24 protein-coding genes and 3 tRNA genes are annotated in these 25833 nt (G+C 40.2%); 21 read left to right on the top strand and 6 right to left on the bottom strand.

What is annotated here, in order from left to right; all coding sequences use genetic code 11:
* Positions 1 to 32: 32 nt before the first annotated feature.
* Together WSC_RS0106485 and WSC_RS0106480 are read right to left on the bottom strand one after the other, a co-directional pair.
* A complete protein-coding gene (locus WSC_RS0106485; protein ID WP_016955107.1) occupies positions 33 to 422 on the bottom strand; it encodes a hypothetical protein in 390 nt (129 codons plus the stop codon).
* A 5-nt stretch (positions 423 to 427) separates the two neighbouring features.
* On the bottom strand, positions 428 to 721 hold the full coding sequence (locus WSC_RS0106480) for a hypothetical protein (protein ID WP_016955106.1): 294 nt from the start codon (positions 719 to 721) through the stop codon (positions 428 to 430).
* 261 nt (positions 722 to 982) lie between these two features.
* Here WSC_RS0106480 and WSC_RS0106475 point away from each other — a divergent pair, with 261 nt between their 5' ends.
* Complete coding sequence (locus tag WSC_RS0106475) at positions 983 to 2107, top strand: hypothetical protein (RefSeq protein ID WP_016955105.1); 1125 nt, start codon at positions 983 to 985, stop codon at positions 2105 to 2107.
* Between the two features lie 59 nt (positions 2108 to 2166).
* Here WSC_RS0106475 and WSC_RS0106470 read toward each other — a convergent pair whose 3' ends face one another.
* Together WSC_RS0106470 and WSC_RS0106465 are read right to left on the bottom strand one after the other, a co-directional pair.
* Positions 2167 to 4314, bottom strand: a complete 2148-nt coding sequence (locus WSC_RS0106470; RefSeq protein ID WP_016955104.1) for a methyl-accepting chemotaxis protein — start codon at positions 4312 to 4314, stop codon at positions 2167 to 2169.
* A 463-nt stretch (positions 4315 to 4777) separates the two neighbouring features.
* Entirely contained in the window at positions 4778 to 5500 is a 723-nt protein-coding gene (locus tag WSC_RS0106465) for a YebC/PmpR family DNA-binding transcriptional regulator (RefSeq protein WP_026016703.1), read from the bottom strand.
* Positions 5501 to 5614: 114 nt separating this feature from the next.
* On the opposite strand from WSC_RS0106465, the gene WSC_RS0106460 reads away from it, so the two are divergent.
* The gene (locus WSC_RS0106460) at positions 5615 to 6466 is read left to right on the top strand and encodes a CvfB family protein (RefSeq protein ID WP_337459646.1); all 852 of its coding nucleotides are present in this window, start codon (positions 5615 to 5617) and stop codon (positions 6464 to 6466) included.
* Between the two features lie 109 nt (positions 6467 to 6575).
* Here WSC_RS0106460 and WSC_RS0106455 read toward each other — a convergent pair whose 3' ends face one another.
* Together WSC_RS0106455 and WSC_RS0106450 are read right to left on the bottom strand one after the other, a co-directional pair.
* Entirely contained in the window at positions 6576 to 7376 is an 801-nt protein-coding gene (locus tag WSC_RS0106455; RefSeq protein WP_016955101.1) for a hypothetical protein, read from the bottom strand.
* 130 nt (positions 7377 to 7506) lie between these two features.
* Positions 7507 to 7986 carry a zinc ribbon-containing protein gene (locus WSC_RS0106450; protein WP_016955100.1) on the bottom strand — a complete coding sequence of 160 codons (480 nt, stop codon included), beginning with the start codon at positions 7984 to 7986 and terminating at the stop codon, positions 7507 to 7509.
* A 178-nt stretch (positions 7987 to 8164) separates the two neighbouring features.
* Between WSC_RS0106450 and leuS the strand changes: the two genes are divergently transcribed.
* The 19 genes from leuS (at position 8165) to WSC_RS23975 (ending at position 25825) form a co-directional block, all read left to right on the top strand.
* Positions 8165 to 10759 (top strand): leucine--tRNA ligase, encoded by a 2595-nt coding sequence (leuS, locus tag WSC_RS0106445; protein ID WP_016955099.1) that lies wholly within the window; start codon positions 8165 to 8167, stop codon positions 10757 to 10759.
* Positions 10760 to 10772: 13 nt separating this feature from the next.
* The gene (locus tag WSC_RS0106440; protein ID WP_016955098.1) at positions 10773 to 11270 is read left to right on the top strand and encodes an LPS-assembly lipoprotein LptE; all 498 of its coding nucleotides are present in this window, start codon (positions 10773 to 10775) and stop codon (positions 11268 to 11270) included.
* Positions 11270 to 12316, top strand: a complete 1047-nt coding sequence (gene holA, locus WSC_RS0106435; protein WP_016955097.1) for a DNA polymerase III subunit delta — start codon at positions 11270 to 11272, stop codon at positions 12314 to 12316. Before WSC_RS0106440 ends, holA begins: the two co-directional genes overlap by 1 nt.
* The gene (gene nadD, locus WSC_RS0106430; protein WP_016955096.1) at positions 12317 to 12952 is read left to right on the top strand and encodes a nicotinate-nucleotide adenylyltransferase; all 636 of its coding nucleotides are present in this window, start codon (positions 12317 to 12319) and stop codon (positions 12950 to 12952) included. It begins immediately after the preceding gene.
* Between the two features lie 30 nt (positions 12953 to 12982).
* Entirely contained in the window at positions 12983 to 13300 is a 318-nt protein-coding gene (gene rsfS / locus WSC_RS0106425) for a ribosome silencing factor (RefSeq protein WP_016955095.1), read from the top strand.
* On the top strand, positions 13297 to 13767 hold the full coding sequence (rlmH, locus tag WSC_RS0106420) for a 23S rRNA (pseudouridine(1915)-N(3))-methyltransferase RlmH (RefSeq protein ID WP_016955094.1): 471 nt from the start codon (positions 13297 to 13299) through the stop codon (positions 13765 to 13767). Before rsfS ends, rlmH begins: the two co-directional genes overlap by 4 nt.
* 3 nt (positions 13768 to 13770) lie before the next feature.
* The gene (mrdA, locus tag WSC_RS0106415; RefSeq protein WP_026016702.1) at positions 13771 to 15645 is read left to right on the top strand and encodes a penicillin-binding protein 2; all 1875 of its coding nucleotides are present in this window, start codon (positions 13771 to 13773) and stop codon (positions 15643 to 15645) included.
* Entirely contained in the window at positions 15645 to 16757 is a 1113-nt protein-coding gene (gene rodA / locus WSC_RS0106410; RefSeq protein WP_016955092.1) for a rod shape-determining protein RodA, read from the top strand. The genes mrdA and rodA overlap by 1 nt, the downstream gene beginning before the upstream one ends.
* A gap of 3 nt (positions 16758 to 16760) precedes the next feature.
* Positions 16761 to 17555, top strand: coding sequence for a septal ring lytic transglycosylase RlpA family protein (locus WSC_RS25480; protein ID WP_016955091.1), 795 nt, complete (start codon positions 16761 to 16763; stop codon positions 17553 to 17555).
* A gap of 104 nt (positions 17556 to 17659) precedes the next feature.
* A complete protein-coding gene (locus WSC_RS0106400) occupies positions 17660 to 18814 on the top strand; it encodes a serine hydrolase (RefSeq protein WP_016955090.1) in 1155 nt (384 codons plus the stop codon).
* 188 nt (positions 18815 to 19002) lie between these two features.
* Positions 19003 to 19266 carry a DUF493 family protein YbeD gene (ybeD, locus tag WSC_RS0106395; RefSeq protein ID WP_016955088.1) on the top strand — a complete coding sequence of 88 codons (264 nt, stop codon included), beginning with the start codon at positions 19003 to 19005 and terminating at the stop codon, positions 19264 to 19266.
* Positions 19267 to 19350: 84 nt separating this feature from the next.
* Complete coding sequence (lipB, locus tag WSC_RS0106390; RefSeq protein ID WP_237716293.1) at positions 19351 to 19938, top strand: lipoyl(octanoyl) transferase LipB; 588 nt, start codon at positions 19351 to 19353, stop codon at positions 19936 to 19938.
* Positions 19931 to 20896, top strand: a complete 966-nt coding sequence (lipA, locus tag WSC_RS0106385; RefSeq protein ID WP_016955086.1) for a lipoyl synthase — start codon at positions 19931 to 19933, stop codon at positions 20894 to 20896. The genes lipB and lipA overlap by 8 nt, the downstream gene beginning before the upstream one ends.
* Before the next feature lie 140 nt (positions 20897 to 21036).
* On the top strand, positions 21037 to 23217 hold the full coding sequence (locus tag WSC_RS0106380; protein WP_237716291.1) for a TonB-dependent receptor: 2181 nt from the start codon (positions 21037 to 21039) through the stop codon (positions 23215 to 23217).
* Positions 23218 to 23368: 151 nt separating this feature from the next.
* A tRNA-Phe gene (locus WSC_RS0106370) sits at positions 23369 to 23444 on the top strand.
* A 23-nt stretch (positions 23445 to 23467) separates the two neighbouring features.
* A tRNA-Thr gene (locus WSC_RS0106365) sits at positions 23468 to 23543 on the top strand.
* A gap of 16 nt (positions 23544 to 23559) precedes the next feature.
* Positions 23560 to 23635 (top strand) — tRNA-Phe (locus WSC_RS0106360).
* Between the two features lie 194 nt (positions 23636 to 23829).
* Positions 23830 to 25311, top strand: a complete 1482-nt coding sequence (locus WSC_RS0106355; protein WP_016955084.1) for a methyl-accepting chemotaxis protein — start codon at positions 23830 to 23832, stop codon at positions 25309 to 25311.
* A gap of 52 nt (positions 25312 to 25363) precedes the next feature.
* On the top strand, positions 25364 to 25825 hold the full coding sequence (locus tag WSC_RS23975) for a DUF6436 domain-containing protein (protein WP_016955083.1): 462 nt from the start codon (positions 25364 to 25366) through the stop codon (positions 25823 to 25825).
* The last annotated feature ends 8 nt before the right edge of the window (positions 25826 to 25833 follow it).

Raw genomic sequence — 25833 nt, 5'->3', positions numbered from 1 at the left:
TTAGCACGGGTGATTTTTTTACTTAAAGTTACTTAGAGTTTTATCGTAGGCTCTTTGCGTTCAAAGTGACTTTTACTATTTTTGTTAGTTGAAATCTCTTTATGGTTGTCCGCTGAGTTATCTTTAGTGATATTCACCACATTACTGCTCACGGCAGCTGGCTTAGCTTCAAGCTGTTGGTTAGGGGCGGGTAAAGCCTTAGCTTGCTTATTTGACTGAGCTTTCTCAACCTTGTTTAACAATTTTTCGATTGCTTGATTTTGCTGATCAATTTGTTGTTGTAGGCTCTTAACCTGATCTAAAACTTTATTTTGTCCAAAATACCAAAACAGTATAGGACGCAATATCAGCACAAAACTGATAATTGCTAGCAGCAAAAATAAAATATTAAGGTAAAACTTATTGTCGACTAACCAATCCATGATATTTAGAATTTCATTGCTGTAATTGGGTTTTCTTGATACTTCAAGTCCACTTGATATTCGGTATCACCAACTTTGACAAAAAAGAAGGTTTTGTCACGCTTGAATACTTCATGTAAAAATACGTTTTTTACATGTGGGCGTTTGTCTGGCTGCATATCAGATAGTTCTACACTGTACCGAGTTACGTGAATGTTCTTATACTGAGGTGGAGTTACTAATAAAAGCTCTTTTTTATCATCACGTAAAGTTATTGTACTGTTGTTTACTGAATAAGTAACATTGCTGGCTTCAAACAAGAGTTTTACTCCCTTCCATCTGTCGGAATTAATCTTTATCTGTCACTAAGTTTAGTTTGAGATTGAAAACTGCGCCAAGTTTTTAGTAAATATTCTGTTACCAATACATTGACTTTCATCGAATAACATAAGGTATCTTATGTAACTTATCAGGGCAAGCCTAGGCTTTAATAAAAATCTGATTTACTTTATTTTTTTCTGGCGTAATGACAAATTTTGCATTTTAATGAATTGTATGCTCAATTTTTGAGAGAGTAGGCTATGTCATTGATTAAAAATGAAAATTGTTCTCGTTTTGCATTGGTGTTTGTCAATATTTGTTTAGGTATTTTTCCTTGTGCGGCACAGCACAATATGACAACTTCTGGTTACGCCGAAATTGCTCATGCAAGCGATGCTAGTTTACTCAAAGAGTTTCGTGCTGAATATGCAACTGAGTATTCAAGCGAACACTTTTCTGCCAGTATTTGTGCCGAGATATTTGTTGATCGCATATTCGATGAGACAACCCCGGATTGGTGTGAGTTGTTCGTGCGTTTTGAAAACGAACAAATTGCGGTCACTCTAGGGCGACAAACACTAAACTGGGGGCTCGGCCAATACTTTTACGTTAACGATCTTTTTGCCAAAGATTGGCAGTCACCAGCTATAGGTCGAGACAAAGGTGATATAGATGATGTGAACGATGGTGCTCAAGTTACAGCGTTCAATATATTAGGTACTGAGCTTCAATTCGACTGGGTTTGGGCGAAATTTTTTGCTGCGAATACATATGCCGATGAAGGGCGTATCAAAGTAACAGAGCAACAGAGTGTGCAATTAGCTGCAGAGGCGGTTGATAAATCTGAACACATGTTGAGATTAAGCCAACAATCAACAGGGGTAACTTGGGCGTTGTTTTATCATCTGGGATATCAGAAGCAGCCACAATTTAGTGATGGAAATTTTAAACACAATAAGCTGAAACACTTTGGTGTGAGTGTAACCACACATATTTCTGTAGGTGAGGTTGGCGTTGAAATCGGCCATACTGCAGTTGCACAGGCTAGCGATCAAAACAAATATTTAATTGTTTTTGCTCCTGAATTTTTCGCCAATGCGTCAAAACATTTTCTGCGTTTACAATGGCTGAAAGATAACCGATCCAACTGGATGGGAGTGGAATATCAATACAACTTTGATCATAAACAAACGCTCGCGCTGACGAATTTATTTTCAACTGAACAAATGTCCAGCATGTTGATGGCACATTATAACCTAACTTTTTCGCAGTACTGGGTGTGGGAGTTTGGCGTTAACTTATTTAAAGGAAATGATGTCGGCGCACAGTGGGATTATTATGCAGATTCTTCTAGTTTATATAGTCGATTGCGTTATCAATTATAAAGGCGCGCATCCTTGCGCTACAACGTCTGACTGTTGCTTTTTGGGAGTCGGTTGACTGGTTAACGTCGGGTGCTAACTTCAAACATGCCAACGAGTTGTTGGAGTTTATTTGCAGTGGTGTCAACCAAATTTGAACTAGCCGCCAGCTCGGCAATAGATTTTGCCATATTGTGTGTAACCTCTGTCACTGTTTGGGCGGTTTGTCCATTGCGTGCGCTGTTTTGTTCAATTACATTGATGGTTTCGAACATACGTTCAACTATGTGATGTAGCTCTTGATTTTCGCTTGAGGCGGCTTCAGTTAAGCGTAAACTCTGATCAACATCTTTAACACCTGATTCCATAAAAGTGACAGCTTCTTTAGTTTGATGCTGCAAGCCATGGATCATGCTTTGAATATCTTGTGCAGCTTCAGCTGTTCTAGCGGCTAATCCTCTAACTTCATCGGCAACGACAGAGAAACCTCGCCCATGTTCACCAGCACGGGCTGCTTCAATTGCAGCGTTAAGTGCTAACAAATTGGTTTGATTGGTAATTTCGGTAATCACATTAATAATGTTACCTATTTCATCCATGCGCGCGTCAATTGACTGTACGCTTGATGCTGTGGTTTCGACTATGTCTCTAATGGCTTGTGTGCCTGAACGCGCATCTTGATAGTCAGTTTTGGCTTTTTCGACCACTTTAGCCATAGTTAGTTTCATGTTTTCTGCAGTATCAGATGCTTGCAAAATAACTTCACGCTGTTTTTCTATCAGGCTTTGCATATGTTGCATCGACTCATGCACTTGGTAAGAGCTGTTATGAGCTTCTTCATTACGTTGCAGCATGTTTTCGTTGGTTTCTTTTACATTCATAGACGCATTGATTACTTGGCCGACAATACCATCTAAGTTATCAATAAAACTGTTAATCCAGCGGCTGAGATCACCTGTTTCGTCTTGTTTTATCCGGCTTGGATCTAACCTTTGGGTTAAGTTACCTTCACCTTCTGCTATGGTTCGAATCACTTGAGTCATTTCATTCAGACGGTTGGAGACTCTGTTTGTACCTAATTGAGCAAATACAAAACAAGAAATTAACGCAGCGAGTCCTGTTGCACCAGTAATTGCCCATGTTGGTAGGGCCGTGAAATTACTTAAACCAGCATTGAGACCAACCAAACAAGTTACGAGTGCTAAATAAATTTTCATCAAACTTAAATTGATTGAACGGCGGCGATACACTTCTTCTAAATCACCTTCACACATCATGCCCCAAGTATCTGGCGAGCCTTCAAGTTGGAAAGTGACCCCTTTACCAATAACTGGGATATGACGGTAATCACTGTAACCTGGGTATTGCACGTAGAGGTTTTCACCATTGCGGATGGTTTCACGCACTCCTGGGTGTAATTGTCCGGTTGCCGGGTCGGTAAAGTGAATTTCAAATTCGGTATGTTGGCGAACTTGAACTATGCCATAACCTGTATCAATACCTGATTTTAGGTTTTCGCCATGGCTAAAGGTGCTGTCTTCAAAACGCGAACGTGATAAGGCAACACCAGCTGGTATGCTTGGATCAAATACCGAATTAACCATAAACAAATAGTTGTCACCTGACTCACGGTAAATATGTCCTGCTTCACGTTGAATCAGATCTCCTATTACATCGTTTGGAACACGGCCGCAAACAACAATTTTTTCATCTTGATTTATTTGTACTGGCAAATAAAACATCAAGGTCACTTCGTCGTGAAACTTAGAGCTAGATGGACCAATTTTGAGCGTGTCTGTATCTTGATACGGCCCATGCAAAAATTTTTGTTCTAAGCCTTTAAATAAAGCTTTGTGTTGAGTGTGTTTATGACCCACTCTTTGGCTGTATGTTGAACAGACAATCTCGCCATGAGTATCTACAATGAAAATTTCAGAAAAGTCGGGGGCGGCACTGAGTTTTTTCACCAATAACGATTGGTTATTTGCTAGTGATTGAAAGTCCAGTAGATTTGCTAGCGAGTTAAGATGATCCCACTGATTATGTGTCCACAGTTGTAATATTTTGACCCGCGTTGACGCTATGCCTTCAAAGGTCTGTTCAACTGCATGATAAGTACTGCGGTTGACTAAGCATGAATATCCTAAGCTAAATTTTCCATTGCTACCAAACCAGGGTAACCAGCTTTTTTCTTTGGCAGTTAAGTGCATGGTGGTACTTTTTAGGTTCATGTTCTACCTCTAGCATGAAGGTCCAAAATATCAGACTCAAGGAATAGCAACATCAATGCCTAAATTTAAAGTGGTTTTATAAATACCACTATTATCTCTCTGCAGTGATGGCGAGGTTTTAGATTTTATTTCTTTATTTTTTAGTGTGTTAAGTTGATGTGTGAAGTTGGAAGTGCACTATGTTGGTGTTTTGATTGATTTTCATCTGGCTAACTTTATTTGCAACTGTTGAGGTTTTTGCACTTAGCTAGGGAGAGGTTTAATTAGATTAAAACATAATATTAACTTTTTGTTGTATTATGTTGGGGAGTTGATTTATCGATTTACTCTTTTATTGGATATATTTTGCATTAAAATGGTGATTTAATTTTGTTTTTGTTCTTTTGTGGTGCGGATGGTTTTAGTTTTTGTTTTGTTTTGGTGCGCTTGCTAGGTCAGCGTAGACCTAGCAGCTTTCGCGGTTTTACGCTGGAATTTCAGCATTGTGATAGATTTCTTGTACATCATCACAATCGTTTAGCATATTGATAAATTTATCAAAATTAGCCATATCATCTTCTGACAGTTCAACATAAGTTTGTGGATTGAAGGTGATCTCTTCAATTTCAAACTCTTCAATACCTGCTTCTTCAGCTAAAGCGGTTTTGATTTTGTAGAATTCAGTGTGTGGTGCTAACACAGTCAACATGCCATCTTCACTTTCAATATCAGCAACGTCACAATCAGCCATTAACAAAGTTTCTAATATAGCTTCGTCGTCTTCGCCTTTAAATGCAAATACGGCTTGGTGTTCAAACATATGGACAACTGAACCTGGAGCGCCCATTTTTGAATCTGTTTTAGTAAAACAGTTACGTACATCGGCGAAAGTACGGTTTGAGTTGTCAGTTAAGCAGTCAACAATCACCATGCAGTTACCAGGGCCAAAACCTTCATAACGAGCTGGTTGGAAGTCTTCGCCAGCACCACCTTTGGCTTTATCAATTGCTTTTTCAATAACGTGTGCTGGAACTTGATCTTTTTTCGCTTTATCAATTAAACGGCGAAGTGCAATATTTGCATCTGGATCTGGACTGCCATTTTTAGCGACAACATAAATTTCTTTACCATATTTTGAATATAGTTTTGTTTTTGCGCCGTGGGTTTTCGCCATAGACGCTTTGCGGTTTTCGAAACTTCTTCCCATAACAATCTCAACTGTTAAATAATTGCACGTATTATACTCAAGCAAGGCTAAGATGCTAGCGTGTGTTATGTATCTTCAAGTCGCTTGGGTATATAATGCAGGCAAATTTTTTACGTGAAGCAAATAATGATTGAATTAGGCCGCGTGCAGTCGCTTACTGTATTAAAAGGTGCCGAAATTGGCTTTTGGTTAGATGGCGAAGATTTAGGTGAAGTTTTTTTGCCACGTAAGTGGACATTAGGTAAACCTGAAATTGGCGAAAAAGTTGAAGCTTTTGTTTTTAGCGATTCAAAAGAGCGTTTAACAGCGACCATGCGCCGAGTAAAAGCGCAAGTCGGCGACTTTGCTTGTTTAAAAGTATCTGCATTAAGTCCATATGGCGCGTTTTTAGACATAGGTGTTGATAAAGATGTACTAGTGCCATTATCTGAACAAAAACAGCCGATGGAAGTTGGCCGCAGTTATATGGTTTATGTATATTTAGATGATGCGGGACGCATGGCAGCTTCGAATAAAACTGATCAATATTTGAACCGAACGCCTGCCAAATACTCAGCTAACCAGCCAGTAAAATTGATGATCCTAAATAAATCTGATTTAGGTTATAACGCGATTATCGAAAACCGCCATTCTGGCGTATTGTATCAAAATGAAGTGTTTGAGCGTTTGAGTTTTGGCCAACATGTTGATGGTTTTATCAAACAAGTCCGTGCTGATGGCAAAATAGATTTAATGCTGCAAAGCCACCGCGAAACTTTAGATAAATATGCCAAACAAATTATTAGTGAGCTTAAACAAGCGAATGGATTTTTGCCTTTACACGATAAAACCGATGCACATGTGATCAAACAAGAATTGGCTATGAGCAAAGGTGCATTCAAAAAAGCCATTGGTGGTTTGTACAAACAAAAGTATATCCGTATAGAAAAAGATGGGATTTATTTGTCGGATAACAAAGCTAAATAAAGAAAAATAAAAGCTACAGACAAGTTTGCTGTAGCCCAAATGCCTAGTGTGTGGCTAGGCTTTGCTGTGTGTAAGTGCGTTGTTGTTGTAATATTGTGTAACTTGTAAATTAATTTGAATCTTTATTAAGCGCTTTTTTTAAAGATTTTACAATTGTTTTTGCCGCTTTTTTGCGAGTTTTATAGTCAGGGTGCAGTCCGTCACCCATGTGTTTAAACTTATTCCAAGCATCAATCAACACAACACCCTCGGCAGTATAGACATGTTGTTCATACGCTTGTTGGAGTAATCTGTATTGTTCTTCTGATGCTGCAGCAAAACCTGGTGTGACTTGTGAAAAAATTTCTTCGGTCAAAACTAAGTCTAAATCTTCGTAAGCTGGCATCTTGATTACAAACACTTTTACATCGTTTTGTTGCAAATAAGCTATGGTTTGCAAAGTATTTTGAATTGGCCCAGCTAAAACATCTTCCATTGTAGGACAAAGGCCGGCTATTGTGTGTTTGCAATCATTAAATTGAAACAAAACCGCAGCTTTTAGATGAGAGCCATCCCCCCACATTGTTGTGTGCTCATACAATTCTTGGGCTTGACCTAACATACTGTTAAAGCCGTTTGCTCCGTCTGTGGTTGCACCACCTTCTGCTTTTTCTCGAAACACTAATCCTGTTGGGTCGTTAATTGTCTCACCTATTAAAAAATCATTGATACCACGATACGAAGAACCATTTAATGCAGTTAGCCCGACAGTATTGCCATAAGCAGCTTCTGGGTCGACGTAACTTGCGCCAATTAAGCCAATCACTGGGTTATTTACGTCTGCAATAATGTTAGATTGTGCGGAAACTGGTGTGCTCAGAGTCAAGCCTAGGGTTAAAGGGATGAACATTTGTTTTAATAGTTTTTCCATAACTTCTACCTTAATATTATTAGATTACGCTTAGTTTTTAAGCGCTTGTGAGCATGCCTGACTACGCCCCTTAAAGTCAATGATATAAATGTGAAATAGATTAAAAAATTGTTACAGCACCATAAGAAAGTTATGGCACTGCGTTTAAGCGAGAGAATTGAGTACAGCCGCACTCAAGGCATGGATGGATTATTTGTACATGATTGATCAGTAAAATTTCTTTGCATTGGCTACATTGCAAGCGGCCAAAAGCGATTTCTTCACCAGCTGTGTATACGCCTTGATGATCTAAATCGCTGGAAAACTCACGCCACTCAAGCTGAGTTCTATCTGTCATTTCTGCTAATAGGGTCCATAGGTTGTCTTTTACAGTTAAATAAAATGTGGATTCATTCGCTTCTTGCTGGTATCCGTCAATAAAGTAGGCTAAATCACGTTGAAAATATTGCCACGAATGGTAGAACTCTTGCTGATGAACTTCTAAACCTGTTTGCAACCAGTTTTCTAAAAACTCAACACCTTCAGCAATTGAACGCGTTTCTTGTTCTGCACTGTCTTTTAACCAAGTTGAAAATTTAGCCATTAGCATTTGGTATTTGTTCGCTTTCATGGTGAATCGCTCCTTTGTCAGCAAGAAAAAACCTGAACTCAGGTTAAATGGCAATTTTATTTCAATATTTAGTATAGATTGTTATTCGAATATTGGCGTTGTCTTTGCTGGTAAGTTATCCTATGCAACAAAATTTAATTAGTATTAATGTAAGCTTACAGTATCCGGATAATAGTGCATGCAAGAGCAATATAACCCGCAAGAAATTGAACAGAAAGTTCAACAGTATTGGCAAGAAAATAAAGTATTTGAAGTTAAAGCAGACTCAAACAAAGAAAAATTCTACTGCTTATCTATGTTCCCATACCCAAGTGGTAAATTACACATGGGTCACGTACGTAATTACACCATAGGTGATGTAATTAGTCGTTACCAACGTATGTTGGGTAAAAACGTGATGCAACCTATGGGTTGGGACTCTTTCGGTTTACCCGCTGAAAACGCCGCTATTAAAAACAACACAGCGCCAGCTAAGTGGACTTACGAAAATATCGACTACATGAAAAATCAGTTAAACCAACTTGGTTTTGGTTACGACTGGTCGCGCGAGTTAGCCACTTGTAAACCTGAATATTATCGTTGGGAACAATGGTTGTTCACTAAGTTGTATGAAAAAGGTTTAGTGTATAAAAAAATGGCGACGGTTAACTGGGATCCGGTCGACCAAACTGTTTTGGCTAACGAACAAGTTATTGACGGTCGCGGCTGGCGCTCAGGTGCGCTAGTAGAGCGTAAAGAAATTCCTCAGTGGTTTGTCAAAATTACTGATTATGCGCAAGAGTTATTAGACGATTTAGACCAATTAGACGAATGGCCTGATCAAGTAAAAGCCATGCAACGCAACTGGATTGGCCGTTCAGAAGGTGTCGAAATTGAGTTTAAATTAAAAGACTCGGATGAATCTTTCACGGTTTACACTACTCGCCCTGACACTTTAATGGGTGTTACTTATGTGGCGCTTGCCGCGCAGCATCCACTATGTTTGGCTGCAGCAGAAAATAATCCAGAGTTAGCTGCTTTTATCGACAAGTGTAAAAACACTAAAACTGCTGAAGCTGATATAGCAACTATGGAAAAATTGGGCTGTGCGACTGGTTTAGTTGCTATTCACCCAATTACTGGCGAAGAAGTACCAGTGTGGTCAGCTAACTTCGTGTTGATGGACTACGGCTCAGGTGCGGTTATGTCAGTACCAGCACACGACCAACGCGATTATGAATTCGCGCAAAAATACCAATTAGCAATCAAACAAGTAATTCAGCCTGCGGCGGATAGTGAATTAACTGCAGATTTAACTAAAGAAGCTTTTACCGAAAAAGGTATTTTAGTTAACTCAGGTGAATTTGACGGTTTAGATTTTGCTGGTGCATTTAAAGCCATTGCTGAAAAACTTGCAGCAGCAGGCAAAGGTGAAGTTAAAGTAAACTTCCGTTTACGCGACTGGGGTGTTTCTCGTCAGCGTTATTGGGGTTCACCAATTCCAATGCTTAATTTGGAAAATGGTGATGCTGTACCTGTACCTGAAGATCAACTACCTGTGGTTTTACCAGAAGATGTTGTCATGAATGGAACAACGTCACCGATTAAAGCAGACCCTGAATGGACAAAAACTGAATATAACGGCCAGCCAGCTTTCAAAGAAACCGATACATTCGACACCTTTATGGAGTCTAGCTGGTATTACGCGCGTTACTGTTCGCCGCAATATCAAGAAGGCATGTTAGAACCGACTGAAGCAAATTATTGGTTGCCAGTTGACCAATATATTGGTGGTATTGAACACGCAATTTTACATTTATTGTATTCGCGTTTCTTCCACAAATTATTGCGTGATGTTGGTTTAGTGCAATCGGACGAGCCGTTTAAAAAATTATTATGTCAAGGCATGGTATTGGCTGAAACTTTCTACCGTGAAGATGACAATGGTGGCAAATCTTGGTATTCACCAGCTGATGTTGATGTTGAATACGACGACAAAGGCCGCCCAGCTAAAGCCATTTATAAACCAGATGGTCAACCAGTCGAAATCGCTGGTATGAGCAAAATGTCTAAGTCGAAAAACAATGGTATCGACCCACAAACGGTAATTAACCAATATGGTGCCGATACTGTGCGTTTATTTATGATGTTTACTGCGCCACCAGAACAAACCTTAGAATGGGTTGATTCAGGTGTAGAAGGTGCCAATAGATTCCTTCGTCGTTTATGGCGTGCAGCGGCAGAACATACAGCTGCGGCCGCTCAAGTAGAGGCACTAGACTTAGCAGGTTTAACCAGCGAACAAAAAGGTTTGCGCCGAGAGTTACATAAAACCATTGAAAAAGTCAGTGATGATATAGGTCGTCGTCAAACTTTTAATACTGCGATTGCTGCGATCATGGAGTTTATGAACAAGCTAACTAAGTTTGAAGCGAACAATGCTCAAGATCACGCATTAGTCCGTGAAGCTTTAAACAGCATTACTCTATTGTTGGCGCCAATTACGCCTCATGTTTGTCACGAAATTTGGCAAGCTCTTGGAAATCAAGTTGCATTAGAAGATGCTACTTGGCCACAAGCTGACAAAAGCGCTATGGTTGAAGACGAAAAACTTATCGTTGTGCAAGTAAATGGTAAATTAAGAACTAAATTTACTGTTGCAATTGATGCAAGCCAAGAGCAAGTGCAAGCTTTAGCTTTAGCCGACGAAAACGTCTCGCGTTTTACTTACGATAAAACCATTCGTAAAGTTATTTATATTCCAGGCAAGCTATTAAATATTGTTGCTAACTAATAAGTACCAACAGATGAATAGAGCTTTTAAGCGCATACTCCAACAAGCCAGCATTATGCTGGCTCTGTTGTTTCTAATCAGTTGTGGTTTTCAATTACGTGGTAGTTATGCTTTGCCGCCTTCTTTGCAAAATATTTGTTTAGACCAAGGTGAATTTAAACTGCTGGGCATGGAGCTTGAAAAGCGCTTAGTTCGCTCAAAAGTGAACCTAGTGAACAACGATAGCTGTGCACGTTTGAAAATAAATAATGCTAAGTTAGACAGAGAAGTATTATCACTCTTTCCAAACGCGCAGGTGGCTGAGTACGAACTCATATATACAGTGAGTTACAGCTTTCAACTACCAGAGCAACAACTGCGCGTGCTTAATGTACAAGCAGTGCGCGATTACCAAGACGATCCGGATGCTGTATTAGCAAAATCAAAAGAAATGAAGATTTTGTTGGCTGAATTGCGCCGCCATGCGGCTGAGCAAATATTGTTACAACTCGCATCAATGGAAAATCGTTAATGCGTATTTATTTCAATCAACTGCAAAGGCAGCTGCAACAAAGTCTACCCAAAGTTATTTTGGTATTTGGTGACGAGCCATACCAACAGCAACAAGCGTTAGATGCAATTCGTCAGCACTGTTTAGCCCAAGGTTTTGATGAGCGTTTGCGCTTTAATAGTGAAGAAGATTTTAGTTGGCAAACTGTATTAGATGAAGCGCAAGCTTTGTCGTTATTTGCCAGCAAAAAGTTGATTGAAGTGGAAATGCCCAATGCTAAACCGGGTAAAGAAGGTGCAGCCTTTTTTAAAGATTGGTGTGCTATATCAGACAATGAACATTTGTTGGTTGTTTGGGGTGGCAAGCTAGGTGCAGAACAAACCAAAACTAAATGGTTTAAAGAACTAGATAAACAAGCTTGGTATATTCCTGTTTATGAAATTGAGCGCAACAAATTACCGGATTGGTTTCGTGGTCAGTTTCAACAACATCAACTGAATGTTACACCACAAGCGACAGCCTTGTTGTGCAATTTATTTGAAGGCAATTTAGCTGGTGCTGCGCAAGAAGTTGCACGTTTATCTTTGATATATCCAAATCAACAGATTGACGAAGCACAAGTGCGTGAGGCGGTATCTGATCATTCACGTTTTACTGTATTCCAGTTAGCTGAAGATATTTTGGCCGACAATCGCCAGAAAGTTGTGCAAATAATTAAACGCTTAGAAGGTGAAGAGTTAGAGCCGGTTATTTTAACTTGGATGTTACAGCGTGAAGTCGATAACTTGATTGAGCTCTGCTTGGCGGGCAATCAGTTTGAAGCTGTGTGTAAAAAATTACGCATTTGGGATAACCGTAAAGGTTTATATCGCCAGGCATTACAGCGACTCAATTTAACTTTATTGGAAAATATTCAACAAGCACTTGCACAGTTTGAAATAAATTATAAATCGCATGGTCTGGATAGCCCGTATTTACATATTGCGCATATTTGTGCCTTGTTCAGCAGCCAAAGCCAAATTCATCAATTTAATCAATTGATGATAGCGGAAATGGGTGCAGATTAAATGCAGGTGCGTATTTATTATGGTGGCACTTTTAATCCAATTCATAACGGCCACTTACAAGCGAGTTTCGAAGTAGCTGAATTGTTAAATGCAGATTCAATTCATTTATTACCTAACTGTATTCCGCCGCACAAAAGCAATCCAACTGAAACACCAGAACAAAGAATGATTATGTGTGAGTTGGCAAGCAGTATTGATAGCCGTTTACAAATTGATAGTCGTGAGCTTTTGCGCGAACAAGCTTCCTATACCATAGATACACTCAAACAATTACGCAGGGAATTTGCTGACGATAGCTTAGTGTTTATGATAGGTATGGACTCACTCAATAGCTTAGATACTTGGGCTGATTGGCAGCAACTCACTGACTTTGCCCACTTATTGGTTGTGCCAAGAGGCGGCTGTAAACAAGATTTAAATCAGGATATCGCACAATATTTATTACAGGTTGAAACCCAAGATGTCAGCCTGCTGAGCAGTAAACCCTGCGGGCATGTATTTATTGCCGATACCACAGAGCTAGAAATTTCTTCTAGCCAAATTCGCCAGCGTTATCAAGCTGGCCTCAATTGTTTGTGTTTACTGCCAGCTGCAGTAAATGAATATATAATTAAACATGATTTATATCAGTTATAAATCTTTCTACGAAACTGGAGATTAACTCTTTTGCAAATTGAAGAATTGAAGTCGTTTGTAGTCGACAAAATTGATGATATGAAAGGTCGAGATATTATTGAAATCGACGTCCGTGAAAAATCTACCTTTACCCAATTTATGATTGTCTGTTCAGGTAACTCTACTCAACATGTACGCTCAATTGCCAAACATGTAGCCAACGAAGCAAAACATGCAGATTTTCGCCCACTAGGTATTGAAGGTGAATCTTATGGTGAGTGGGTATTAGTTGATTTTGGTGACTTGGTTTTACACGTAATGGTGGAAGAACAAAGAGACCATTATCAAATTGAAAAGCTCTGGGCATGAAAATCCAATTAATTGCGGTTGGGCAAAAAATGCCAGCTTGGGTTGAACAAGGCTTTGAAGAATATCAGCGGCGTTTTCCACGTGATTGCAGTTTTGAATTAGTTGAAATACCAGCAGGTAAACGTGGCAAAAATGCTGACATTAAGCGCATTCTCGAAAAAGAAGGTGAATTAATGTTAGCGGCTGTCGGTAAAGGCAACCGCATAGTCACATTAGAAGTGACAGGTAAAAGCTGGACCACCCCCAAGCTTGCCCAACAATTAGAAAGTTGGATGCAAGATGGGCGTGATGTCAGTTTGTTAGTCGGTGGCCCTGAAGGTCTAGCGCCTGCTTGTATTGCTGCGTCCGAACAAAAATGGTCATTATCAGCATTAACTTTGCCTCATCCTATGGTGCGTGTGATTGTTGCTGAAGGTTTATACCGAGCTTGGAGTGTTACCCAAAATCATCCGTATCACAGAGAATAGTTGATGTTAAATTGGCGTCGCAGGGTAGCAATTAGAGATCATTTGGCCGAAGCAAATTTATTTGCTCGTCGGGTCATAGTTGCGCTTGTTATGGTTGTAGTACTTGGCACTATACTCGCTTTGAATATGCGCGGCTTACAAGTTGATAAACACCAAGACTACCAAACCCGCGCCGATGGTAACCGCATTAAAGTACTACCGATTGCACCTAATCGAGGGCTAATCTACGATAGATTTGGCCGAATTCTTGCGGAAAATACCTCTTTTTACAGCTTAGAAATTATACCAGAGCAAGTGGATGATATGGATGAATTACTTGCTGAACTGACTGAGTTGATCCCACTCGAAGCTGATTTAATTGAAGATTTTAGTAAAAATGCCCGTCAGCAAAGACGCAAATTTAAACCTGTTGTTTTAAAATCGCGTCTAAGCGAAGAAGAAGCCGCGATTATCGCGGTGAATCAACATAGACTGCATGGTGCTTATATTGAAGCGCGCCTTAAACGCCATTATCCATATGCCGAATTAACCACACATGCAATTGGCTATGTAGCGAAAATAAACCAAAAAGATGCGAATAACCTCGAAATGGAAGGGAAAACCGCCAATTATCAAGGCACAGATGATATAGGTAAACTTGGCATCGAAAAATATTATGAAGATACGCTGCATGGACAGGTGGGTTATCAAGAAGTTGAGGTAAACAATCGCGGACGTCCGATTAGAACTTTATCAGAGCAGCCGCCGACACCAGGGCAAGACTTGGTTTTAAGTTTAGATATAGAAATGCAAAAAGTTGCCAAACAAGCGTTAGGTGAACGCCGAGGTGCCATAGTGGTACTGGATGCAAAAGACAACGGCATTTTAAGTATCTACAGCAATCCAAGTTACGACCCGAACTTATTTGTGCATGGCATTAGCAGTAAAAATTACAAAGCGCTGCTGAGTAACAAGGACAGGCCGTTAATTAATCGCGCAACGCAAGGCCGATATCCGCCCGCATCAACCATTAAACCGCACATAGGTTTGCTTGGGTTAGAGTCAGGACTAATTACTACAAAAACACGTATTTGGGATCCGGGTTATTATCAACTTAAAGACATTGAACATAAATATCGTGATTGGAAAGCTTGGGGTCATGGTTGGGTTGATATTTACAAGGCGATTGAAGAGTCGTGTGACGTTTATTATTACGACCTTGCGGTGCGATTAGGTATGGATTCAATTTCTGAATTTATGAGTCAGTTTGGTTTTGGTGAATTGACGGGCATAGATATTCACGAAGAAACTAGTGCAACTATGCCTTCGCGTGATTGGAAATATGGTCGTTTTCGCCAACCTTGGTATGCAGGCGATACCATAAGTATAGGTATAGGCCAGGGGTATTGGACGGCGACACCAATTCAACTTGCACTCGCAACTAGTATCTTGGCGAATGAAGGTACACATTTCGAACCTAAATTACTTAAAACCACCAAAACGCAAACAGGTGAATTACCTGTTCCTGCAATAGATAGAAAACCGGTAGAAATCAAGTCACAGCGCAATTGGCAAATTATTAAAACCGCAATGGAAGGTGTAGTGGTTAAACCAACAGGCTCAGGCCATGCGGCTTATCGTGATGTCAGTTATAAAGCAGCTGGTAAAACTGGTACAGCCCAGGTGATTAGCATAGCGCAAGATCAAGAATACGACGCAGACGAAATTGAAGAACGCCATAGAGATAATGCATTATTTGTTGGTTTTGCACCCGTAGACGACCCGCAAATTGTTGTTGCTGTGATAATAGAAAACGTTGGTGGTGGTGGTAAAAACGCAGCACCTGTTGCTCGGACTATGATGGATTATTATTTTGCCCACTATCCGGAGAATTTTTAATGAACGCGCAAGTCGGCAACCAAACTGGATTATTACGTAAATTACATATAGATGCGCCACTTTTGCTTGGTTTAGTTGTGTTGATGGTTGCAGGTTTGTTCATTATTTATAGCGCCTCTGGACAAGATACAGCTTTGATCACCCGACAAATTACTCGCCTTAGTATCGCATTGGGCGTTATGTTTGTCGTAGCGCAAATTCCACCGAGTTTTTATTTGCGTTGGGCACCACCTTTGTTTATTGGTGGGTGTTTGTTGCTTATCGCTGTATTGTTATTTGGTTCAATGGGGAAAGGTGCACAGCGTTGGTTAGACATAGGTGTAACAAAAATTCAGCCGTCGGAAATGATGAAGCTTGCCGTGCCGATAATGATTGCTTGGTTTATTGCACGTAAACCTTTGCCGCCAAGTATAGGCTATTCTATTGCCGGATTTGCGCTAATTATGTTTCCGACAATGCTGATTGCTAAACAACCGGATTTAGGTACATCATTATTAATAGCGTCGTCGGGCCTATTTGTGCTCTTTTTAGCTGGATTAAGCTGGCACTTAATTGGTGGTTTTACCATTTTAGGCTTAATTACAGCGCCGATTCTCTGGTACTTTTATATGCACGAGTATCAAAAGCAGCGGGTGTTAACCTTTTTGAATCCAGAAACAGATCCATTAGGCTCTGGTTACCATATTATTCAATCAAAAATAGCTATAGGCTCAGGTGGTATGTGGGGTAAAGGCTGGTTGAAGGGTACGCAGTCACAACTAGAATTTTTACCTGAACGGCACACTGACTTTATCTTTGCTGTATTTGCTGAAGAGTTTGGCTGGGTTGGTGTATTGTCACTGCTGGCTATTTATTTTTATATTATTGCCCGCGGAATGGTTATTGCTATTCGTGCGCCAGATGCATTTACCAAATTACTTGCAGGTAGCATTACCTTAACTTTTTTTGTATATGTGTTTGTAAACATGGGCATGGTTTCGGGTATATTACCTGTGGTTGGGGTGCCGTTACCTCTAGTCAGTTATGGGGGCACATCTATGGTGACCATAATGGCTGGCTTCGGTATTATAATGGCGATAGGTACACATAGACGTTTTTTACGAGACAACTAACAGATGAAATTGCATATATTAAAACCATACCAAGCAATCATTCTTCTGCCTTTATTTATGCTTGTGTCGGCTTGTCAAAACACCAAAGAATCTAGCAGTCGCTATGCACTAAAACAAGATGTTGCACCAGCGCGTTTGCCACTTGCGCATGAAACTATAGACCCAACGCCTATTTACGAGCAACCCAGTTTAGGTGGCAATAAAAACTATTCAGTGTGGGGCAAAGATTACCAAGTGCTGAAAAGTGCCGAAGGTTTTACCGAAACCGGTATTGCGTCTTGGTATGGGCAAAAATTTCACGGCCATTTAACCTCAAACGGCGAAATATATGACATGTACTCAATGAGTGCAGCACATAAAAACTTACCTTTACCTACTTATGTACGCGTTACCAACTTAGACAACGGCCGCAAAGCTGTTGTACGGGTGAACGACAGAGGACCATTTCATCCAGGGCGAGTGATAGATTTATCTTATGCTGCCGCTTTTAAACTCGGTATTACCCAAACAGGCACTGCCAATGTCAAAGTGGAAGCTTTGCACTCTGCGCCAGGTTTTTATATCCAAGTTGAAAAAGGCGATGTAAAAAGCAACTTACAGGATAAATCGTCGGCAATTGCCGCTTTGTTTCAATTACCAACTAAAATTGTTGAAAATAGCGGAACTTTTCACCTAATTGCAGGGCCAATGGAAGAACAGGCGCAAGCCGAGCAAGTTGTAGCAGACTTAATTCGCAGTGGTTATACAAATGCACAAGAGTTTACCAATATTCGACCTGTGCATGAGTTACCGGAATAAATTGGCTCTGTTAATTGCAACTAGCTTGGGTATAATCACTACGCGCTAATTTGGCTTAAAGCTTAATTTTTCAAAACTAAATCCAGAAGTCAGCAAAATTTATCATGAAAAAAATTATCAAACGTACAGTTGGGATCCTCAGTGTTGGGATCAGTCTGGTTGCATTTAATGCTGCGGCAATCTTACCTAGCCCGCCAAAAGTAAACGCTAAAGGCCATATCCTAGTTGATTACAACACAGGTTATGTTATTTCTAGTGAAAACGCCGACATGCAGTTAGACCCAGCCTCATTAACTAAAATGATGACAAGTTATGTTATCGGTTTAGAACTTAAAAGTGGCAATATTAAAAACTCTGATTTAGTCACTATCAGTGAACGAGCTTGGGCGAAAAACTTTCCGGAATCGTCAAAAATGTTTATCGAGGTCGGTAAACAAGTATCTGTGGAAGACTTAAATCGCGGTATTATTATTCAATCAGGTAATGATGCTTGTGTCGCCATGGCAGAGCATATTGCCGGCACTGAAGGTGCTTTTACCAGTTTAATGAATGCACATGCAGAAAAATTGGGCATGACTTCATCATTTTTTGAAAACAGCCATGGTTTAACTTCGGCGAACCATTTTACTTCACCGCGTGATATGGCAACACTTGCCCAAGCGCTTATTCGTGATACGCCAGATGAATATGCCTTGTATGCAGAAAAATCTTTCACCTTTAACGGTATCAAACAATATAACCGCAATACCTTGTTGTGGGATAAAAGTTTAGATGTAGACGGAATTAAAACTGGCCATACAGAAGCGGCTGGTTATAGTTTAGTTACTTCGGCAACCAAAGGGGATATGCGCTTAATTTCTGTCGTTATGGGCACTGAATCAGAGCGTGCGCGTAAAGACGAAAACAAAAAATTATTAAATTATGGTTTTAGATTTTTTGAAACTATTACTCCGTACGAAGCGGGTACTAAATTTGCCGACCAAGCTATTTGGATGGGTGACAAAGACACAGTTAAATTAGGCATTGCCCAAAGCACAGCTATCACTATTCCACGTGGTCAACGTAAAAACTTAAAAACTAATATTCAACTTGATCAAGAGTTAGTTGCTCCAGTTAAAAAAGGCGCTGTGGTTGGTAAATTGTTTTTACAGTTAGATGGTGAAGACTTAGCTGAATACCCGTTAGTGGCATTAGAAAGCATTAACGAAGGTGGTTTGATGTCACGAGCTATCGACTACCTAAAAATGCAATTTAAGTAACAATTTCTAGCTGCTGCTTTTCCTGATAGCTGCGTTAAATTTGTTTGCCGCGCTTTTCTTTATAACGGCGGTAAAATAACCATAAAAAGCACAGTGAATAGTTTCACTGTGCTTTTTTGTTTTTAGCTCTCCCTGCGAATGCGTTATACTATGCGGCATTCTTGTCCAAACGCAGCAATAAGGTTGAGATGAAAACTAAGTTTGACGAATATTTAGAATTTCCTTGCCAATTTCCTTTCAAAGTTTTAGGCACCAACGACTCACAACTGATGGAAAAAGTGGTTGCTGTGGTACAAAAACACGCACCGGGTGATTATCGTCCTACCAGTAAACCAAGTGGTAAAGGTAACTACCAGTCTGTGACCATTAGCATTACTGCACAAAGCAAAGAGCAATTAGAAACCTTATACAAAGATTTAGCTGATATCGACTCAGTTAGAATGGTGATGTAATTGACTGAAGCTAAGTCAGCATTAGCATCCGAGCTAATTGTCCGCGAACTCGGTACGCAAGACTATTTGCCTGTTTGGCAAAAAATGCAAAACTTTACCCAAACTCGCGCCGCCGAACAAATAGATGAAATATGGTGGGTTGAGCATCCTGCCGTATTTACCCAAGGGCAAGCGGGTAAAGAAGAACATTTATTAATGCCGGGTGATATTCCTGTGGTTAAGGTTGACCGTGGTGGTCAAGTAACTTACCACGGCCCAGGTCAATTGGTTGGTTACACCTTAATTGATATAAAACGCAAAGGCATTGGTGTACGTAATCTAGTAACCGCAATAGAACAAAGCATAGTTGATCTACTGCAAGGTGACGGCATAGAGGCTTATGCTAAAAAGGATGCACCAGGTGTATATGTAAATGAGCAAAAAATTGCATCACTTGGTTTACGCATTCGCCGTGGTTGTTCGTTTCACGGTTTAGCGTTAAACGTGGCTATGGATTTAGCACCGTTTCAACGAATTAATCCTTGTGGGTATCAAGGTTTACAAATGACACAAACATCAGCGCTCGGTGGGCCGCAAAATATAACCGCGGCTAAACAAGAGTTAACGCAACAGCTTGTAAAACACTTAGAGTATACCAATGTGGTCGAAAAGATAGGGTTTGAAAATGAATAAACCAGCACGTCCGGTAGCCGGTGAAAAGCTACGTGATGAAGACAAAATGCGCTTAATTCCGGTGAAGGTTTTGCCAACTGAAAAATCGGAAATGTTGCGCAAACCTGAATGGATTAAAATTAAGTTGCCACGTAGCAGCGAAAAAATTGAGCATATTAAACAAACCATGCGTAAAAATAATTTGCATTCGGTTTGTGAAGAAGCATCATGCCCTAACTTAGCTGAATGTTTTAACCATGGCACAGCCACATTTATGATTTTGGGTGACATTTGTACACGTCGCTGTCCATTTTGTGATGTGGCACACGGCCGTCCATTAAAGCCAGATGAAAATGAGCCGGAAAAACTAGGTAAAACCATAGCTGAAATGAAGCTTAAGTATGTGGTCATCACATCGGTAGATCGTGATGATTTACGTGATGGTGGAGCACAGCATTTTGTTGATTGTATTGACGCCATTCGTAAATACAGCCCTGAAATTAAAATTGAGGTGCTAGTACCTGATTTTAGAGGGCGCATGGAAGTGGCGTTAAAAATATTGAATACCAGCCCGCCAGATGTATTTAATCATAATTTAGAAACCGCACCGCGTTTATACAAAATGGCAAGGCCAGGTGCTGATTATAAGTGGTCGTTAGAGTTATTGCGTCGCTTCAAAGAAGATAACCCTAATGTCGCCACTAAATCAGGTTTAATGATGGGTATGGGTGAAACCAACGAAGAGATTGTTGAAGTATTAAAAGACCTACGTGAACATAATGTTGATATGTTAACTCTAGGTCAATATTTACAACCTTCGCGCCATCATTTACCGGTCAAACGTTATGTTCATCCTAAAGAGTTTGATGAGCTAGATGGCATTGCCAAAGATTTAGGCTTTAGCCATGCTGCTTGTGGCCCTATGGTGCGCTCAAGCTACCATGCGGATAAACAAGCTGCCGGTGAAGAAGTGAAATAACTAACTGAAAAGTTAACTTAATTTCACAAAATAAAAATAGGCGTCTACACTGAAACTAGCATAAAACTAGAATGAGTGTGTAGATGCCACAAGCACTAAGATCCCCTTTTGTTATTGGTTATTCAACCTTAGGTAGACAGATGCTTTTGTCTGCTGCTTTTTTAATAATCTCACCACTTGTTATCGCAGCAAATGAAATTGAAACGATTGAAGTTGTTTCTCAACATAAAAAAGAAAATTTACAAAAGACTCCTCTAGCTGTTTCGGCAATTGGCAAACTACAGTTTGAGCGCAGCGAATTGAACAGCCTTACAGATATCGAAACTCAAGTACCAGGTTTAGCGCTTGGCACAATCAATATTATTCAGCCACAGATCTATATTCGCGGCATAGGTTCAAATGACGATTCTGCTGCAGGGGATAGCTCTGTAGCCATGTTTGTTGATCAGGTTTACCTAAACCGAATGTCTAGCGTATATATGAATAGCTTTGATTTACAAAGCATAGAGGTATTGCGTGGTCCTCAAGGCACTTTGTATGGGAAAAATGGTGTGGGTGGTGTGATTCATTTTATCCGTAATAAACCTGTGTTAGCCAATGAATACAAAGCGCGTGTTGGTGTTGGAAACTTGGGACTGCATAATTTTGATTTAATGTTGAATCAACAATTGAGTGAACAGGTTGCTGCTCGCGTGTCTTTTGGCAGTCATCAGCGTGATGGTTATATTAAAGATGCAAATGGTCGGGGTGTTTATTCAGATCAAAATCAACAATCAGCGCATTTGCAATTCGCTTATATAAAAACCGATGATCAGATAAATTTAGCCTTGGAATACAATGATATCGACCAAAATGCCAAAGGTCACACTGTTACTGGAGGCGGGCTTGGGCAAATCATTTCACTGACTCAGCCAGAAGTATTTAATGATTTTTATCACACTTTATCTTCAGATGCAGGTATGGCCGAAAACACTAATTCTGGTGCTCAACTCACTTGGGTACACAACTTTGCTTCGGTTCAATTGCACTCAATCACAGCGTATAAAGAGTCTGAAAGCCACTTGTTAGAGCCGTTATCTGGAGCTGATGTCCAATATAGTGATTTTTTTGCAGCGGACATTGCCATTAACGAAGATGCTCAACAGTTAAGCCAAGAGTTTAGATTATTTGGCCAACAAATATTCGACACTCAAGTTGCATGGCTTGCTGGTTTATATTGGATGGATAGCCAAGCAAACCGCAGTGAAAGTTACACATTTGATTTGGGCAGTTTAATATTATCTACCCCAACACAAGCCGTTCCTCCGGGTACTGTTGTATCTACGGCTTCGAGCAATTTTCAGCAATCAGACAACACCACTTATGCAGCCTACTTTAATTTGGATTATGCGTTTGACTCGGTACACAAACTTTCTGTTGGCTATAGAGTGGGATATGAAAAAAAGCAAGTCGAACAAGTGACAGATCAAGTTGATGGGTTGATTATTCATGAAGTCTATCAAACCAACAATCAGCGTAGCTTTAACGCCAATACACTACAACTTATGTTATCCAGTCAGTGGCAGCAAAATTTATATAGCTATATAAGGTATGCTGAAGGTTATAAAAGTGGTGGTTACCAAGGTGTCGCGCCAACCAAAGCAGATGCAGAGCTGGGTTTTGCACCAGAATATGCTGATAACTACGAAATCGGTGTTAAGTCTGATTGGTGGCAAAATCAATTTAGATTAAACGCTACAGTGTTTTACACAGACTATCAAGATTTACAAGTTTTATTACAACGTGAATCTCAAGCGCCTGTTAGCCCAATTTCAGTTGAAAATGCGGCTGAAGCTTCTAGCAAGGGAGTCGAGTTTGAATGGGGGATAGCACCCAATGTTTTACCTAATTGGCATTTTAGTGGCCACTTAGCACTATTAAATGCCCGTTATGAAAGTTTTAAAGGAAACCCAAATGTTAAAGACAATAAATTGCGTAACGCACCTAAATCTTCTTATGCGGTTAATCTGAGCTATTACCCAAATTGGTTTGATGCTTATCACCTTGAATGGCATATGAGTTATAGATACAAAGGCACAACTTACCAAGAGCCAGAAAATTTAGATATATCTGCTATTCCGGCATATCATTTATTGAGCAGCAAAATTAGATTTACACCTGACAGTGAAAAATGGTTGCTCGATGTGTGGGTCGAAAACCTGACAGACGAAAAATATTATGTTCACAAATTTGCATCACCAACTTCTACCGGTGCATTGGCTGTTATTTCTAGCCCAGGTTTACCGCTAAACGGGGGCGTAAAATTGACCTATTTATGGTAAAAAATAACCATCTTGTTCATAGTTTAAGCAAACAAACTAAAAAACTAATTTTTTTGAAAAAAATAAAACAAATTGGTTGACTTAGTACCGCAAAATCCGTTTAATACACGCCCGCAGCAGCTTGAAGCTTAAGATGCTGGTTTAGATAAGTGCCCAGATAGCTCAGTCGGTAGAGCAGGGGATTGAAAATCCCCGTGTCGGTGGTTCGATTCCGCCTCTGGGCACCATTTATCTAAAAGTTTTTAAATGTGCCGACTTAGCTCAGTTGGTAGAGCAACTGACTTGTAATCAGTAGGTCGCCAGTTCGATTCCGGCAGTCGGCACCATTTAAAACATCTTAAAGCCCAGATAGCTCAGTCGGTAGAGCAGGGGATTGAAAATCCCCGTGTCGGTGGTTCGATTCCGCCTCTGGGCACCATTTGGTTCCATTCAAATCTCTTAAATCTTACATATTTCTCGTAACAGTTTATCTAATATAAGTTTTGATCTTCTTTCTTATTTTTTGCGTATAACACCACATCTTTTCGACTCTGTTCTGGCACATTTTACTTAAGCGCCTAGACTTAAGGCTAGTCTGTATAGCTACATGCTCCAACAAAATTTGAGGTCACAATGCAATATCCTTGGATTGAAAAATCAAATCGAATTTTCACTGGTGTGTTGATTGGCCAGTTCATTTTATCTTTCTTAATCGCGTTTTTTACCGGCACTTGGACTGAAGCTGTAGTGTTAGGCTCAGCTATCTTAGCCGTACCACTTTTTTTAATATTCTCGCAGCCTTTTGCTGCTGTTTCTCGGCATAGTGTTGGTATAGCGATTCAGTTGTTTGCAGCTTTGCATATTCACCAAACGTCAGGATTAATTGAAATCCATTTTGAAATATTCGTCATGCTGGCTTTTTTAAGTTTTTATCGTGATTGGGCGGTGATTTTAACCAGCGTGATTGTGGTCGCATTGCACCACATCAGCTTTTTTATTTTGCAAAGCCAAGGCATGTCTATATATGTATTTGAGCAATCGCATTTGCAATTTTATATCTTAATTATCCATGCATTATTCGCGGTAACAGAAGCAGCTTTATTAATGTTTGTCGCAAAAACTAGCTTACGCGAGGCGCAAGCTGGTTTGCAGTTAACTAATACCGTCGAGAAAATTTTGGCACAGCAAGGTCAATTTAATTTAGGTGTTGAGTTAGACCAGAAGAACCGCAATCTACGCGGCTTTAATCAGTTAATTAGCTCTTTTCAGCAGTTTGTTTCACATGCAAGTGCAGTGAATCAAGAAGTTGCTGGTTTGTCTAAACAGGTTGCTTCGTTAACCGCCAATGTTGAACAGTCAACCGAAACAACCAACGAGCAGGTGGCTTTAATTGCCACGGCCACTGAAGAAATGACCACCGCTAACTCAGATGTTGCCGAGCGGGCAGCTGATGTGAATACCTTTACCGAAGCAGCGCTAACGCGCGCTAATGAAGCAGACAAGGTGATTACCAATGGCAGCCAAGAAATGTCACAGCTTAAAACTGAGTTGTCGTGTGCGGCTACCACGATAGATTCTTTGGCGACAAAATGTAATCGTATTAAAGAGGTCATGGAGGCGATTAAGTCGATTTCTGAGCAAACCAATTTATTGGCGTTAAATGCGGCAATTGAGAGTGCGCGCGCAGGGGAACATGGTCGGGGATTTGCCGTAGTCGCGGACGAAGTGCGTCAATTGGCGATGCGTACTCGCGAGAATACTGAACAAATTAGTGATATTACAGCCTCTTTGATAACTGATGCTGAAAAGTCAGTAACACAAATGAACGAATGTTTAGAGCGGGCGTCAACTGCTGATGCGGCGTCAGCAACCGCTAAAGCTGAAATTGCGAATGTGGTTAATGACATAGCCAAAGTGTCGGAAAATATTGCGTATGTTGCGACCGCTGTTGAAGAGCAGAGTAATGTATCGCAAAGTATTTCGCATTCAACGCAAGAACTGTCGTTAACCTCTGAACAATTAAAACAGTACGCCGACATGGCCGGAGATAATTTTGCACTATTGCACAAACATATCGAGCAGCTTAATCAAGAAATGGCGCGCTTCAAAATTTAAAGCGGTTAGTCTGTTTATTGTAGTATGGGCGAGTGTCTTGCTTGGTAGCATTTTGTATTTATCTAATTTGCGAGTTGGTTTGTTTGATCCAAACAATCAACTAACTTTGTTAAGCGCACAAGCAAGTTTTGAACGCGAATTTGTTAATAAGCTACAATCTGCTGGTATAGATACTCGCAATACAACTCTGCACTTTGCAGCGGACACAAGATGTTATTGCCAAACTGTGGCTAAACCTCATATTGATTCGGTAAAACAACTCGCCACTGAACAAGGTTTTATTAATAACCAACTAACTGTTACCAGTGACTCAGCCTTAATTTCTTATATTCCCTCAACACCAGCAGTTGCGGTATTTAATCAGCAAGGGCTTTTAGTGTATTTAGGCCCGTATGCAACAGGCCTATTTTGCGCACCTCAACAAGGTATAGTTGAAAACTATATATCCTCTGAACAAGCTTATTTAGGTGCAACTATTATTAGCGATGCTAAGGGGTGTTATTGTCATAGTTAGTGTTGATG

It is taken from the genome of Catenovulum agarivorans YM01 (assembly GCF_000281085.1).
Taxonomy (GTDB): Bacteria; Pseudomonadota; Gammaproteobacteria; order Enterobacterales; family Alteromonadaceae; genus Catenovulum; species Catenovulum agarivorans.
Note: the sequence above shows the minus strand (reverse complement) of the source record. Positions and strands in the feature narration are given on the sequence as shown.